The 14,562-nt window shown below is 38.8% G+C and carries 12 protein-coding genes; 6 read left to right on the top strand and 6 right to left on the bottom strand.

Translation table 11 applies throughout. From position 1 onward, the window contains the following. Positions 1-69: 69 nt before the first annotated feature. Complete coding sequence (rpoN, locus tag B3C94_RS19380) at positions 70-1,536, bottom strand: RNA polymerase factor sigma-54 (protein WP_293906768.1); 1,467 nt, start codon at positions 1,534-1,536, stop codon at positions 70-72. Positions 1,537-1,920: 384 nt separating this feature from the next. Between rpoN and B3C94_RS19375 the strand changes: the two genes are divergently transcribed. Continuing rightward, complete coding sequence (locus tag B3C94_RS19375; RefSeq protein WP_293906766.1) at positions 1,921-4,317, top strand: penicillin-binding protein 1A; 2,397 nt, start codon at positions 1,921-1,923, stop codon at positions 4,315-4,317. Between the two features lie 75 nt (positions 4,318-4,392). Here the strand turns inward: B3C94_RS19375 and B3C94_RS19370 are convergent, their stop codons facing one another. After that, positions 4,393-4,716, bottom strand: a complete 324-nt coding sequence (locus B3C94_RS19370; RefSeq protein ID WP_293906764.1) for a hypothetical protein — start codon at positions 4,714-4,716, stop codon at positions 4,393-4,395. A 102-nt stretch (positions 4,717-4,818) separates the two neighbouring features. Here B3C94_RS19370 and B3C94_RS19365 point away from each other — a divergent pair, with 102 nt between their 5' ends. The 4 genes from B3C94_RS19365 to infB all read left to right on the top strand — a co-directional run bounded on the left by B3C94_RS19365 (position 4,819) and on the right by infB (position 10,794). After that, a complete protein-coding gene (locus B3C94_RS19365) occupies positions 4,819-5,595 on the top strand; it encodes an XRE family transcriptional regulator (RefSeq protein WP_293906762.1) in 777 nt (258 codons plus the stop codon). Between the two features lie 234 nt (positions 5,596-5,829). Then, entirely contained in the window at positions 5,830-6,294 is a 465-nt protein-coding gene (rimP, locus tag B3C94_RS19360) for a ribosome assembly cofactor RimP (protein ID WP_293906760.1), read from the top strand. A 5-nt stretch (positions 6,295-6,299) separates the two neighbouring features. Continuing rightward, positions 6,300-7,541, top strand: coding sequence for a transcription termination factor NusA (nusA, locus tag B3C94_RS19355; protein ID WP_293906758.1), 1,242 nt, complete (start codon positions 6,300-6,302; stop codon positions 7,539-7,541). A gap of 103 nt (positions 7,542-7,644) precedes the next feature. Continuing rightward, positions 7,645-10,794, top strand: coding sequence for a translation initiation factor IF-2 (infB, locus tag B3C94_RS19350; protein ID WP_293906756.1), 3,150 nt, complete (start codon positions 7,645-7,647; stop codon positions 10,792-10,794). A gap of 64 nt (positions 10,795-10,858) precedes the next feature. Here infB and B3C94_RS19345 read toward each other — a convergent pair whose 3' ends face one another. From B3C94_RS19345 to B3C94_RS19330, 4 genes are all read right to left on the bottom strand, one after another. Beyond that, positions 10,859-11,251, bottom strand: a complete 393-nt coding sequence (locus B3C94_RS19345) for a VOC family protein (RefSeq protein ID WP_293906754.1) — start codon at positions 11,249-11,251, stop codon at positions 10,859-10,861. A gap of 90 nt (positions 11,252-11,341) precedes the next feature. Then, complete coding sequence (locus tag B3C94_RS19340; RefSeq protein WP_293906752.1) at positions 11,342-12,403, bottom strand: NADH:flavin oxidoreductase/NADH oxidase; 1,062 nt, start codon at positions 12,401-12,403, stop codon at positions 11,342-11,344. Between the two features lie 119 nt (positions 12,404-12,522). Then, the gene (locus tag B3C94_RS19335) at positions 12,523-13,239 is read right to left on the bottom strand and encodes a 3-ketoacyl-ACP reductase (protein ID WP_293906750.1); all 717 of its coding nucleotides are present in this window, start codon (positions 13,237-13,239) and stop codon (positions 12,523-12,525) included. Between the two features lie 57 nt (positions 13,240-13,296). Further along, positions 13,297-13,884, bottom strand: a complete 588-nt coding sequence (locus B3C94_RS19330) for an NUDIX domain-containing protein (protein ID WP_293906748.1) — start codon at positions 13,882-13,884, stop codon at positions 13,297-13,299. Between the two features lie 22 nt (positions 13,885-13,906). Here B3C94_RS19330 and pyrE point away from each other — a divergent pair, with 22 nt between their 5' ends. Beyond that, positions 13,907-14,557 carry an orotate phosphoribosyltransferase gene (gene pyrE / locus B3C94_RS19325; RefSeq protein WP_293906746.1) on the top strand — a complete coding sequence of 217 codons (651 nt, stop codon included), beginning with the start codon at positions 13,907-13,909 and terminating at the stop codon, positions 14,555-14,557. Positions 14,558-14,562: the final 5 nt, after the last annotated feature.

The raw sequence follows: 14,562 nt of genomic DNA, 5'->3' as shown, positions 1-14,562 counted from the left end.
ATTTTAATTCAAGCACAAAGATACTATTCTTAATTTGGATTTGGTCGGTAGGGAAAGCAAAAAGAGCTCTTAGAGCTCTTTTCTTAATCTTGCCACGGGAATATTTAATGCCTCCCGATATTTCGCTACTGTTCGCCGTGCGATATTGTAGCCTTTTTCTTTGAGAATCTCGGTGAGTTTCTCATCAGCCAATGGTTTCCGTTTATTTTCTTTTGAAATACACTCCTCTAATATTTTTTTAACTTCTTTATTAGAAACTTCTTCTCCAGAATCTGTTTGTATGGCTTCGGAGAAAAATGATTTTAGTAGAAACGTTCCAAATTCTGTTTGTACATATTTTGAATTTGCTACCCGTGACACCGTGGATATATCCATGTCGATTTTATCAGCGATATCTTTCAATATCATGGGTTTTAACTTTCGATCATCACCTGTAAGGAAATAATCGTATTGGTATTCCATGATTGCATTCATTGTTTTGAGTAAAGTTTGTTGACGCTGCTTTATTGCATCTATAAACCATTTGGCTGAGTCGAGTTTTTGCTTGACGAATTGTACAGCCTCTTTCATTTTTTTATCCTTTTGATCCGATTTTTCGTAATGTTCAAACATATGTTGGTAATCACGACTGATCCGGAGTTCGGGTGCGTTTCGCCCATTTAAAGTCAGATGTAGCGTGCCATCATTATTGCTGATATGAAAATCGGGAATAATATGAAGTTGTTTACCTGCGACTGCACCGGAGTCTCCCGGCTTTGGATTAAGTTTTAGAATCTCGTTGACTATATTTTTTAAGTCCTCAGATGAAATACCTAAAGATTTTTCTAACTTGTCATAATGCTTTTTGGTAAACTCTTCCAGGTAATTCGCTACGACTTTAATCGCAAGTTTGATCGTTGGATTTTGTGTGTCTTTTTTTTGTAATTGGATCAATAAACACTCTTGTAGATCGCGTGCCCCAATTCCTGCAGGCTCAAAATCTTGAATTACTTTTAGCATATCAAGTACTTCATGCTCATCGGTCATTACATTTTGGCCAAAAGCTAAGTCGTCTACAAGATTGATAATAGGACGGCGTAAGTAGCCGTCGTCATCCAAACTGCCAATGATTTGTTGGCCAATTAAGAAGTGCTTGTCATCTAACGCTAGAAGGTCCAATTGTTGTTGCAGCTGCTCATAAAAGGAGTGTTGAATAGCGACCGGCATTTCTTTTCGATCGTCATCATCGTCTCCATAATCGTAACCGTTGCCATAGTCTTTGAAATCATCTTCCTGAATATAGTCTTCTAGGCTAAAGTCTTCCGAATCAAATCCGTCTTCGTTGTCAAAATTATCGTCTGGATCTTTATCGGGGTATTCTTCAATAGGATCGGTCATATTAGTCAAGCTACCATCTTCTAAAGCAGGGTTTTCTTCTAATTCTTCCTTGATTCTAGCATCTAATGAAACTGTCGGAACCTGCAACAATTTTATAAATTGTATTTGTTGCGGTGATAATTTTTGTAATAGCTTTTGTTGTAATGTTTGTTTTAACATGCTAATAGTCGACTTTTTTACATCTAAATTTAAACAAATATCATTATTATTTTAAAATAAAATCGATAATAAATAAAAAATAGGTATAATATTTGTGGAACGCGGGCTAAAATTATCAACGAAGATAAGATAAGCCTGTTTTTTTCTGGACTATTAACTTACGTTATCGATGCAGTGCTGTTATTTCCAAAATAGACCATTGGGAACAGCGCGATATATGTCGTTGCAGATGCGGTTTTTTTATTGTTAAAAAATGTAAATAGTTGAATACAGCGATTTATTTAGTTGTATATTTAGCCCCTGAAAATAGATATAAAGGCATATTGAGTGGGTATAAAACCTTTTACTGCTCGGATGTGTTGAATATAAGATAAATTTCCATTTATGTTTAAACGTATTAAGAATAGAATTCTTCGTTATCTTGTTATAGCAATATATTTTATCATTATACTGGTTTGTGCTATACAGTTGAATTTTTTGTGGCTTTTTGGTTATTCTCCGACAAAAAAGGATATTGTGATGCCCAGTGTAAATATCTCTACGGAATTATATACAGCGGATAGTGTTTTAATCGGAAGATATTTCGATGAGGATAGAAATCCGATTCCATTTGACAGTATTCCTAAGTCAGTTACGAATGCGTTGATAGCAACCGAAGATGTGCGTTTTTATAGTCATAATGGCGTTGATTTTTTTGGGCTTGGCTCAGGTATCATCTCAACATTGAAAGGAGATAAGCGCGGTGCTAGTACAATTACGCAGCAATTGGCTAAAAATCTTTATCGTACACGTTATAATAAATCGGGTGGTTTGCTGACACGTCTTCCCGTTGCGGGCTTGGTGGTTACGAAGTTCAAGGAATGGATGACAGCTTATAAATTGGAGCAACGTTATTCGAAAAGTCAGATATTGGAAATGTATTTAAATACAGTATCCTTTAGTAATAATGCCTACGGAATTGAAACGGCTGCGAAACGATATTTTTCAAAGGGTGCTAATCAGTTGAATCAGAATGAAGCGGCTGTTTTGATTGGTATGTTAAAAGGAACTACATTGTACAATCCAATTCGTAATCCTGAAAATGCATTTGTGCGGAAAAACACTGTATTGAGTCAAATGTATAAAGTTGGTTTTCTGAAAAAAGAAGAATATGATAGCTTGATTAAAGAGAAAATCGTTTTAAATACAAATAGCCAAGATCTTAATGCGGGTGGAGACTCTTATTTACGTGCGGCAGTAGCTAAATGGCTTGAAAAATGGTCTGAGGAAAATAATTATGATATCTATACGGACGGTTTAAAAATTTACACGACCATAAATTCCAAGCTTCAGAAACATGCTGAAGAAGCTGTAGCGAAACAAATGGGCGAACTGCAGCAACGTCTAAATAATACATGGGAAGGACAGGAGCCTTGGCGTGATTTGTCAGGTAAGGTTATTCCTAATTTTTTGGAAAACCTCGCTAAGAAAACCCCATATTATGCTTTTTTGAGTAAGAAATATGCAAACACGCCTGATAGTATAAATTACTTCCTCAATAAAAAGAAAAAGATGGATGTCTATAATTGGAAGGATGGTACTAAGATAGAAAAGGACATGTCTACGATGGATTCTTTGAAATACTATGCGATGATGTTAAATGCAGGGATGATGTCCATGGATCCATATTCAGGAGAGATTAAAGCTTGGGTCGGTGGAATAAACCATCAGTATTTCAAGTATGATCACGTGATGCAGGCTAAGCGGCAGGCTGGCTCTACATTTAAACCCTTTGTTTATTTGGCAGCTTTGGAATCAGGCATGTCTCCTTGTGATAAGATTACGGATAAACCTGTAACTATTAAAATTGATAAAGGAGATTCGGTTGAAGTATGGGAACCCAAAAATGCTGACTGGAATTTTTCTTATCGTGAAATGTCACTGCGTCATGCGATGGCTCGGTCCATCAATTCCGTAACTGTGCAATTAACTGATATGGTTACACCTGCAAAAGTCGTTGATGCTGCTCATCGCTGCGGAATCACGAGTAAATTAAATGCAGTTGCCTCCGTGGGGTTGGGACCCAATGACGTGTCTGTTTTTGAAATGGTAAACGGGTATTCAACGATGATGAACCATGGCGAGCGTGTCTCACCTTTACTGGTGTCGAAGATCGAAGATCATGACGGTAATGTGATTGCAACCTTTCAGGCGGAACGTAAACAAGTGGTGGATAAACAAGATGCCTGGTTGATGACCTATATGCTTCGTGGCGGTATGGAAGAGCCTGGTGGTACATCTCAGGGATTATGGGAATGGGATCTGTTTGATAAGGAAAATGAGATTGGCGGGAAGACGGGTACTTCTTCTGAATATGTGGATGGTTGGTATATGGGGGTGACTAAAGATCTGGTTACTGGTGTTTGGGTAGGTTGCGACGAAAGGAGTATTCACTTTAAAAATTCTCATTCTGGAGAAGGGTCTCGTACTGCATTGCCAATTTTTGGGGTGTATATGGAGTCCGTTTATAAAGACAAGCAACTGGGGTATACACAGGGGAAGTTTCCTAGTCCAACTGTTGAAATTACAAAATCCTATAAATGTGAGACGCCACGTTATAGTGATCCAGAGCCTGAGCAGAGTGATTCCACGCAAGTGGAAGAGCCTGCAGAAGAAGGTTTTATAGGTCCGGAAGAAGAAGAGACGGAGCCGCCTATTGAGCGTAATCATACGCAAGGCAATCAGGACGGCGCTAAAAATGATTGGGGATCCTCATTGGAAAAGGAGAATGTACCAGATTAAACTCTGATTTTAAGAGACAATTTTAAATATAAAAGATGGCTGCCTAGTTTTAACTTAGGTGGCTTTTTTTATACCTTAAGCTGCATAATGTGCATTCCTTTTTTGAAAGGTCTGATGGTGATGCGGGAAAAGATTATTCCAGTTTGGGTTGGATTTACGAATTAACCTTTCGATTTGCATGCGCGTAAAATGCTGTAGTTCGTCTATTTTTTTATGAGCAGCTCCAAGGTCTGTAAAAGAAGATGTGTAGATTATTCGATTCAAACTGCCGCCCTGATTGAAAATAAAATTGTTCGATTGCTGTAATTCCATTACGGTGCCGAATATATTGGAGCTGAGGCCTATTTCAAAGCGTTTACGATTGCTGTCAGTCAATATGTAAATAATAAAATTGCTCATAATGCTAAATTATTTGGACGTTTAAAATATATTTACTAATTTTATTGGCACAATATTACTAATAAAATTAGTTTTTGCAAAATATTTTTTTGAAAAAATAATATGTCAAATATATCATCCAATCTGAAATTCCTGAGAAAAGGGAAAAAAATTACACAGCAACAATTTGCTGATATTATGGAGATTAAGCGTGCATCCGTCGGTGCATACGAAGAAGATAGGGCTGAACCTAAATATGAGTTGTTAAAGAAAATCGCCGAATTCTATGGTTTGACTATGGATGAGTTGGCCAATGATGTAATTGATGATAAATGGAAGCCAGTTCCAAAAAGCAATGCGTCCAATTTAAGAGTTCTTAGTGTGACAGTGAATGCTGATGATCGCGAGAATATTGAACTTGTTCCTGTTAAGGCGAGTGCGGGGTATTTGAATGGTTATGGCGATCCGGAATATGTGGCTGAGTTACCTAAATTTTCGCTTCCGATGTTTGGTCAGGGCACGTTTCGCGCTTTTGAGATAAAGGGAGACTCTATGTTACCTTTGCCGTCCGGGTCAATTATTGTGGCCGAGTATGTAGAAAACTGGCATGATATCAAACCGGGAAATACCTATATAGTGGTGTCTAAGGAGGATGGTGTAGTATATAAACGCATCGCTTTTAAATTTAAAGAAGATAAAGGTTTGAAACTTGTTTCTGACAATAAGACATATGAGCCTTATTGGGTGGAAACCGCTGATATTATAGAAGTTTGGAGGGCTAAAGCCTTTATAAGTACACAATTGCCTGAGCCTACTCCAGAGCCAACAATGGAAACTCTAACCAGTATGATGGCGCAGATGCAGAAAACAATTAATGCAGTGGTAGATAGTTCGAAATAATGAAAAAATAGCGATGCATCTTATCTTTTCTGTTCTTGGCGAAAAGATTTTAGTTTTCGTTTGGGGGAAGGTAGGTTGTTCTAATAAAGAATGTAGGTATTGAATATAAAAAACAATCTGCCTAAGTTTGTTTTTTATATTATAATATGCTATATTTGCATATCTGAAAGGAAGGGGGCTCGTATTGCCCCCTTTTTTTAATTCAATTAATTTAGCATTTCTAGAAACAGAACAATGCAGAATGTAGAAAAGAGAGTTATTGAACTCATAGAGGAAAAAATAGCAGATCGCGAGGATCTGTTTATCGTCAGTGTGAAGATGCGTCCAAATAAAATTCTTGAGATTCTTTTGGACGGAGATAATGGTGTTAACATTGATGATTGTGCGCAGGTGAGCCGTCACGTTGGTTTTCATTTGGAAGAGGAAAATGTTATTGATAAGGCGTATCGTCTGGAGGTTTCATCACCCGGAATCGATGCTAATTTCGTCAATATCCGACAGTACCAAAAGAATATAGGTCGTACAGTTCAGGTGAAATTGAATGATAATGTGAAAGTTGAAGGTACATTATTAGCAGCAGACGATGCGAAGATCACTATTCTTCAGAAGATAAAAGAAAAAGGTAAAAAAGCACAAGAGGTAGAAAAAGAACTTCCTTTTGATCAAATAAAAGCAACAAAAGTGGTAATTTCATTTTAATAATAATGAGTAACAGCAACATCAATCTGATAGACTCTTTCCAAGAGTTTAAGGAATTTAAGAATATCGATAGACCTACTGTTATTACAGTATTGGAAGAGGTTTTTCGTAGTATGATCCGTCGTCGTTTTGGTACGGATGAAAACGTGGATGTTATCGTGAATCCAGATAACGGAGATTTGGAGATTTGGAGAACGCGTGTCGTTGTTGAGGATGAATTTTCAGAGGACGATGATCTTGAGATCGAGTTGGCGGAAGCTAGAAAACATGATGAGGATTTGGAAGTGGGAGATGATTTTATCGAACAGATCACATTGGAGAGCTTTGGCCGCCGTGCAATTTTAGCTGCTCGCCAGACGCTTGTTTCTAAGGTTTTGGAATTGGAAAAAGACGAGGTCTTTAAGAAATATAAAGATAGAGAAGGAGAGCTGGTTATTGGTGAGGTTTATCAGATTTGGAAAAAGGAAATTTTGGTATTGGATGAGGATGGGAATGAATTAATCCTTCCTAAATCAGAACAGATTCCTGCGGACTATTTTAAAAAGGGAGACGGTATTCGTGCAGTCGTACATAAAGTGGATATGATGAATAATAATCCAAAGATTATCATTTCACGTACAGCACCTGCATTTTTACAACGTTTATTTGAACTTGAGGTTCCTGAAATTTTTGATGGTTTGATTACCATCAAGAAAATCGTTCGTGAACCTGGAGAAAGAGCGAAGGTTGCTGTTGAGTCTTATGACGACCGTATTGATCCAGTAGGAGCTTGTGTGGGTATGAAAGGATCCCGTATTCATGGTATCGTTCGCGAATTGCGTAACGAGAATATTGACGTTATTAACTTTACAACGAATCATTCCTTGTATATTGCTCGTGCATTAAGCCCTGCAAGGATTAGCTCAATCAAAATCGACGAAGAAAATAAGACTGCAGCTGTATACTTAAAATCAGATCAGGTTTCTTTGGCAATTGGACGTGGAGGGCACAATATCAAATTAGCAGGCAAATTGACTGGTTACGAGATTGATGTTTATCGCGAAAATGATGAGTTTGATGAGGATGTTGATATTGAAGAATTCAGCGATGAGATTGAAAGCTGGGTTATCGATGAATTGAAACGCGTTGGATTGGATTCGGCAAAATCTGTATTGTCTCTTACTGAAGAAGAGTTGGTGAGACGTACCGATTTGGAAGAAGATACTATTCGGGAGATTGTCCGTATTTTACAAGCTGAATTTGAATAAAATTCAGCTCGTTAATTTTTTTCTATCTAACATTCGGAATAAATTGTTTATGGATGGAAAAAAACATATTTTTGTAATTATATTAAAATAGTTTATATTATAGATGACTGAAGGAAAAGGAACAAACTTGCTTAAAGCAGCAAAGGAACTCAACATCGGGATACATACTGCCGTGGAATGTTTAGTGAAAAAAGGATATGATGTAGAAGCAAAGCCTAACACTAAACTGAGCGGAGAGATGTATGGTGTGCTGTTAAAAGAGTTTCAGGGAGACAAATCACTGAAAGATGAAGCTAAACAAATTGTTATTGGCAAAATTCGTCGTGAGGAGTCGCCGTCCACTTCTCCTAAGGAATCATCTAAGAATGAGGATTTTGACGATCATGATGAGTCCAAGGAAATCTTGGTGAAGAATACTGTAGAGATCCCTTCTATTAAAGAAAATGCTCCTGTAAAAACAGAGGAACCCGTTCATCAAGGCGGAATGAAGGTCGTTGGTAAAATTGATCTAGACGCGTTAAACCGAGGCGGAAATAAGATCAAAAAGGAAGAGCTCGTCAAGGAAGAACCTAAAGCTGTTAAAGAAACGCCTGTAGAGGTCAAAGCTGAAATTAAGGTGGAAGAGAAGAAGGAAGCCGAAGTCAAAGCACCTATCGTTGAAGCGAAAAAAGAAGAAACAAAGGCTATTGAGAAGAAACCCGAAGCTGTAGCGCCAAAGGCTGAGATCCAAAAAACCGAAGTAGATAAAACTGAAGTAAAAGCAACTCCGGTTGTAGAGACAAAAACTGAACCTGTGAAGGTAGAAGACAAGAAAAAAGAAGAAACAGCGGCAAAAGCTGTACCAGTAACTCCAACAGTGGAGCCTGCGAAAAAACAAGGAGATGAGATTATTTCTGCACGGGCAGAAAGATTGACAGGTCCTAAAGTAATTGGTAAGATTGAATTGCCATCTGCTAGACCTTCCCACAAACCAGTGGCTTCATCTTCAAATGCTGGAAATAATAATGAGAAACGTAAGCGTAAGCGTACGAATCCAAATGGTCCAGTGAATCCAAATGCGGGTCAAGGCCACGGTAATCACAATCAGAACCGAGGTCCGCGTGATGGTAATAATCCCAACAACCGAGACCAACAAGGTAATCGTCCTGGGAATCATGGTAATAACAACAATCCGAACAATCGTCAAGGCCAAGGTGGTAACAACCAACATCCTGGTAGACCAGGACAAGGCGGCAACAACCAACACCAAGGTCGACCGGGACAAGGTACAAGACCGCAACACGGTAATCGTTTTGACAATAGAGGGAAAGGAAGACCTGTTGAGAATAAGGAAGAGCCTACTGAAAAAGAAATCCAAGACCAAATCAAAGCAACACTTGCTCGTTTGAGTGGTGCAGGTAAGTCAGGTAAATTTGCACAACGTGCTAAATTGAGACGTCAAAAACGTGATGATGTTGCTCAACATGCAGAAGAAGCTGCAATGGAGCAAGAAATGATGGCGAAAGTATTGCGTGTTACAGAATTCGTAACAGCAAACGAATTGGCCAATTTGATGGATGTTCAGGTAACCCAAATTATCGCAACTTGTATGAGTTTGGGTATGTTCGTGTCAATTAATCAACGTTTAGATGCTGAAACTCTAACAATTGTGGCGGATGAATTTGGTTACCAGGTAGAGTTTATCAAACCAGAGGATGAGGAAACTGCCGAACTCGAGGAACCGGATACTGAAGAAAACTTGATACCAAGAGCGCCTATCGTAACGGTAATGGGTCACGTCGATCATGGTAAGACGTCCTTATTGGATTATATCCGTAAGGCAAACGTTACTTCTGGTGAAGCTGGTGGTATTACTCAGCATATTGGTGCTTACGCGGTGAAATTGGATGATGACCGGAAGATTACGTTCCTGGATACACCTGGTCACGAAGCGTTTACTGCTATGCGTGCCCGTGGTGCTAAAGTAACGGATATCGTTATTATCGTTATTGCAGCAGACGACGCTGTGATGCCTCAAACAAAAGAAGCAATCAATCACGCACAAGCCGCAGGAGTTCCGATCGTATTTGCATTTACTAAAGTAGATAAACCGGGAGCAAATCCTGATAGAATCCGTGAGCAGCTTTCTGCGATGAATATCTTAGTTGAAGATTGGGGTGGTAAGTTCCAAGCGCAAGAGATTTCGGCTAAAACAGGAGAGAATGTGGATCTATTATTAGAGAAAGTTCTATTGGAAGCTGAGATGTTGGATCTAAAAGCTGATCCGAAGAAACGTGCTGTTGGTTCAGTGATTGAAGCAGCTTTAGATAAAGGTCGTGGTATAGTAACTACAGTATTGATTCAAGGAGGTACTTTACGGGTTGGAGATCCTATTTTAGCTGGATCACATTCTGGTAAAGTGAAAGCTTTGACGAATGAAAGAGGTGAACGTGTTAAAGAAGCAGGACCGTCTGTTCCAGTTCAGATCTTGGGTATGGCAGGTGCGCCAACAGCAGGTGATAAACTTTATGTTCTTGAAAGTGAATCCGAAGCAAGAACTGTAGCAAACAAACGTCTTCAGTTACAACGTGAGCAAGGTATGCGTGCGACTAAGCACATCACCCTGGATGAAATTGGTCGTCGTTTGGCAATCGGTAACTTTAAAGAGCTTAATATTATCGTTAAAGGTGATGTGGATGGTTCGATCGAAGCGTTATCAGATTCATTATTGAAATTGTCTACTGACGAGATCCAAGTTAATATTATTCACAAATCAGTTGGTGCAATTTCTGAATCAGATGTATTATTAGCATCTGCTTCTGATGCGATCATCATCGGTTTCCAAGTACGTCCAACACAAAATGCGCGTAAATTGGCGGAAAATGAACAAATTGATGTGCGTTTATACTCTATCATCTATGATGCAATCGAAGAAATTAAGTCTGCGATGGAAGGTATGTTAGCGCCGAAATTTGAAGAAAAAATTGTTGCGGAAGTTGAAATCAGAGAGACATTTAAGATTTCTAAAGTCGGCACCATTGCGGGATGTATGGTTCGCGAAGGTAAAATCAATAGAAATAATGATATCCGCGTAATTAGAGATGGTGTTGTTATTCATACTGGTAAACTAGCATCCTTGAAACGTTTCAAAGACGACGTGAAAGAAGTTGCACAAGGTTACGAATGTGGTTTGAATATTGACCGTTTTAATGATATCCAAGTTGGAGACATTGTTGAAGCTTACGAACAAGTAGAAGTAAAACGTAAATTGTAATTACTTAAGTAATATTTATAAAAACAAAAGACGGCTTTGATGAAAATCAAAGCCGTTTTTTGTTTTAACACTCATAGAGTTCTATCGGAATTTGGTCCGGATCAAAAAAGAAAGTAAAGCGTTTATTGGTTAATTCGTCGATTCTGATACCTTCATGTGATATGCCAGCTTTTTCCAATTTATTCAACTCCAGATCCAGGTTATCCACCTCGAATGCCAGATGTCTTAAGCCTGCAGCTTCGGGGAAACTAAGTCGTTTTGGGGGCGAAGGAAAAGAGAAAAGCTCGATAATATAATTTTCGTTAAGTTTGAGATCCAGTTTGTATGAATCACGCTCCACGCGATGATATTCTTGTACAATCTCTAAGCCCAGAATTTCCGTGTAGAATTTTTTGGAACGCTCATAATTGCTACAGATAATGGCGATATGATGTATTTTGTTTAGGCTTAATTTCATGTAAAAATGCTTTTCTCCTCGAAATTCATTATTTGTTTCTCTCCATTAAATGCATAGAGGATACGCCGATCATTTTCAATATATTTTATATTATTTTGCTCTTTCATATTGTTTTGGCCATTGAATGTCGACAGATAGTTCTTTGGCAAAATGTAATGGAAGATGGGGGTCATCAAGAAACCCGCGCGCAATTAGAATCAAGTCAGCCTGTTTTTGAGTAATAATGTCCGATGCCTGATCGGCGTTTTTAATTAAACCCACAGTGGCAACCTTATTCTTCGTATTCTCCTTGATAGCCATAGCGAAAGGGAGTTGATAGGCGGGGCCAACGGCGATTTTTTGATGAGAGACCAGGCCTCCGCTTGACACATCAATTAGATCGACACCTAATTTATGCAACACCTCTGATAAAGAGATGGACTGCTTTAGATCCCAGCCGTTATCGGCCCAATCTGTTGCAGAAATACGCACCCACAGACTTTGAGTTGTTATTTCTTGTTGTACTCTTTTTACAATTTCAATGAGAAAACGGATTCTATTGTCAAAGGTGCCGCCAAATGAATCTGTCCTTAAGTTACTCAACGGTGAAAGAAATTGATGAATCAAATAGCCATGTGCAGCATGGAGTTCAATAATTTGATAGCCGGCCTCTATTGCTCTTTTAGCTGCTGTTCCAAATTGTTCAATAAGTTCTCCTATAGCGGCAATATTAAGCTCTTGTGGTTCATGATCTCCAGTATGAAATGCGATTGGAGATGGAGCGACTGTTTGCCAACCTTGAGGATCCGTTGGAGAAAATTGATTTCTGCCGAGCCAGGGTTTATTGCTGCTTCCTTTGCGGCCTGCGTGGGCGAGCTGGATGCCCGGTATGGAGTTGTTTTGTTTAATGAATTCGGTTATTTCCTTTAATTTTTCGATATGACGATCGTCCCATAAACCAAGGTCTCCATCGCTGATTCGACCTTCAGGACTAACTGCTGTCGCTTCTTGTATTACGGCTGCAGCTCCACCGATTGCAAATTGGCCTAAATGAACCAGGTGCCAGTTGTTCGCAAAACCATCTATTGCGGAGTATTGGCACATCGGGGATACCACCAAACGATTTTTCAAGTGTAGATTCCCGATATTTATTGCTGAAAATAATTGACTCATAATTGCTCATTATATAAGGCAGGAGCAAGGAATGCTCCCGCCATGATCTTATTCTACTTGTTTTAAAAGAAAGCCTTTAAAAGGCTTCTTATTAAGCCTGACGAATCGCTATTCGATTATTAAGGATTTGTAGACCATAAGGATGCCGATTTTAGCATCGCTCTTCTAGGTAGTTTTAAATTGGCGATGACCAGCTCCGCAAAATCTTCGGGCTGGAGAACTTTTTCTGGATCCCCATCGGTCAGTCCAAGGTCTTTGGACATATCTGAAGCAATAGTACTCGGCATTAGCGTGCAAACACGAATATTGTTTTTACGTACTTCACGCATTAAGGAGTCGGCAAAACCGATGACGCCAAACTTTGAAGCACTATAAGCGGACGTGGTTGCGGCGCCGTTTAATCCCGCGGTAGAAGATACCATAACAATATCCCCCTGGTTTTTCTCAATTAATTTTGGAAGAACTGCTTTTGTAACAAAATATGTTCCCAAAAGATTGATATTGATGATTGATGTCCAATCGTCAACTTCCATATCGAGTACAGAGGAAAAGGACGATACTCCTGCGTTATTAATTAAGATGTCAAAGCCTCCGAAATTCTCCTGAAGCTTTTCGACTTCCTGCTGTACGGCAGAGTAATCGGATACATCGAATACAGCATAGGTCACTTCAGTACCTAGTTGGGCAAGTTCAGCGACTGTTGCCTTTAGACTAGATTCGTTTCTTCCTGTGATGGCGATGTGTACACCTTCTTTGGCTAGTGCGATGGCGATAGCTTTTCCTAGCCCCCTCGCACCACCAGTTACTAAAGCTCTTTTTCCTTTTATATTTTCCATATCATAAAAATAACTATGATCTTTTTTATTCGTGTCAGATAAACCTCAAAAGGCAATTTATTTTGCCTTTTTGATAATATTTTCTATAATAGGGTAGGTATTAGCCCGTATTTCTTCAAATTGATCTACATGACGCCATTCCGCTTTTGTAATATCTTCCGCCGTTTGTGGAATCAATTTAGGGGCTTTGTTAACTCCCATTTCATACCAGTTTGTTAATTTCAGGACAAATTCTCCGTTCCGTAAAAAATAGGTATGGTAAGATGTCGTAATCTTTTTTCCCAAATAGTTGATTTTGATACCACATTCCTCTTCAACTTCGCGTACTGCTGCTTCCCGCATCTTTTCATTGTCTTCCACTTTTCCTTTAGGGAGGTCCCATTTTCCCAATCGGTAGATAAAAAGATAATCTCCATCACCGTTTTTAACTAATCCACCCGCTGCTTTAATGATCTTTATTTTATTTTTTAAGTTCTGAAATACGGTTTCAAAATCCTTGTTGATGTAGAGATATGTTTTTGGAACTTTATCAATTTCAGATTGTTTGAAAAGTTTTTGGAGGTCAATCTCTTGAAAACTAATTGTTTGTGGGTTTTTGATTTTCGAAGGAACAAAATCTGCTAAAATTAGCACGGTTTCGTTCATATAAATTTTATAAATTTGCGCCATGAATAATTTAAATGAGGTTGAACAAAAAGTTGCTGAATCCTTATTGCAAATTAAAGCAATAAAATTGCAACCTAAAAGTCCTTTTACGTGGGCGTCGGGTTGGAAGTCTCCAATTTACTGTGATAACCGTATCACTTTATCTCATCCAGCGATTCGTACATACATTCGTCAGAAGCTTTCTAAGCTTATTCAAGATGAGTTTGGATCAGTGGATATGATTTCTGGAGTCGCTACGGCAGGTATTCCACAAGGCGTTTTGGTGGCACAGGATTTAGGACTGCCATTTTCGTATGTTAGAAGCTCAGCTAAAGACCACGGTCGTCAAAATTTGATTGAAGGTGAAGTGGTTAGCGGTCAACGTGTAGTGGTAATTGAAGATCTGATTTCGACAGGTAAGAGTAGCTTAGTCGCTGTAAAGGCATTACGTGAGGCTGGCTGTAATGTTGTTGGATTGGTCTCTATTTTTACTTATGGACTGCAACAGGCTACTGATAATTTTGCTGATGCAAAATGTCCTTATTTCAGTTTATGTAATTATGATGCATTGATTCAGGTTGCTGCTGAAAACAGTTATGTATTGGAAGAGGATATTGAGATCTTAAAAAAATGGCGTTTAAACCCTGCCACCTGGGGAGAAAATTTTCAATAGAGAGG

Source organism: Sphingobacterium sp. UBA5670 (genome assembly GCF_002420705.1).
Classification (GTDB): domain Bacteria; phylum Bacteroidota; class Bacteroidia; order Sphingobacteriales; family Sphingobacteriaceae; genus Sphingobacterium.
Note: the sequence above shows the minus strand (reverse complement) of the source record. Positions and strands in the feature narration are given on the sequence as shown.

Coding starts and splice junctions, on each gene's coding strand:
- B3C94_RS19365 (WP_293906762.1), top strand. CDS start 4,819: ATGTCAAATATATCATCCAATCTGAAATTCCTGAGAAAAGGGAAAAAA.
- B3C94_RS19335 (WP_293906750.1), bottom strand. CDS start 13,239: ATGGAAAATATAAAAGGAAAAAGAGCTTTAGTAACTGGTGGTGCGAGG.
- pyrE (WP_293906746.1), top strand. CDS start 13,907: ATGAATAATTTAAATGAGGTTGAACAAAAAGTTGCTGAATCCTTATTG.
- infB (WP_293906756.1), top strand. CDS start 7,645: ATGACTGAAGGAAAAGGAACAAACTTGCTTAAAGCAGCAAAGGAACTC.
- nusA (WP_293906758.1), top strand. CDS start 6,300: ATGAGTAACAGCAACATCAATCTGATAGACTCTTTCCAAGAGTTTAAG.
- B3C94_RS19375 (WP_293906766.1), top strand. CDS start 1,921: ATGTTTAAACGTATTAAGAATAGAATTCTTCGTTATCTTGTTATAGCA.
- B3C94_RS19330 (WP_293906748.1), bottom strand. CDS start 13,884: ATGAACGAAACCGTGCTAATTTTAGCAGATTTTGTTCCTTCGAAAATC.
- rpoN (WP_293906768.1), bottom strand. CDS start 1,536: ATGTTAAAACAAACATTACAACAAAAGCTATTACAAAAATTATCACCG.
- B3C94_RS19340 (WP_293906752.1), bottom strand. CDS start 12,403: ATGAGTCAATTATTTTCAGCAATAAATATCGGGAATCTACACTTGAAA.
- B3C94_RS19345 (WP_293906754.1), bottom strand. CDS start 11,251: ATGAAATTAAGCCTAAACAAAATACATCATATCGCCATTATCTGTAGC.
- rimP (WP_293906760.1), top strand. CDS start 5,830: ATGCAGAATGTAGAAAAGAGAGTTATTGAACTCATAGAGGAAAAAATA.
- B3C94_RS19370 (WP_293906764.1), bottom strand. CDS start 4,716: ATGAGCAATTTTATTATTTACATATTGACTGACAGCAATCGTAAACGC.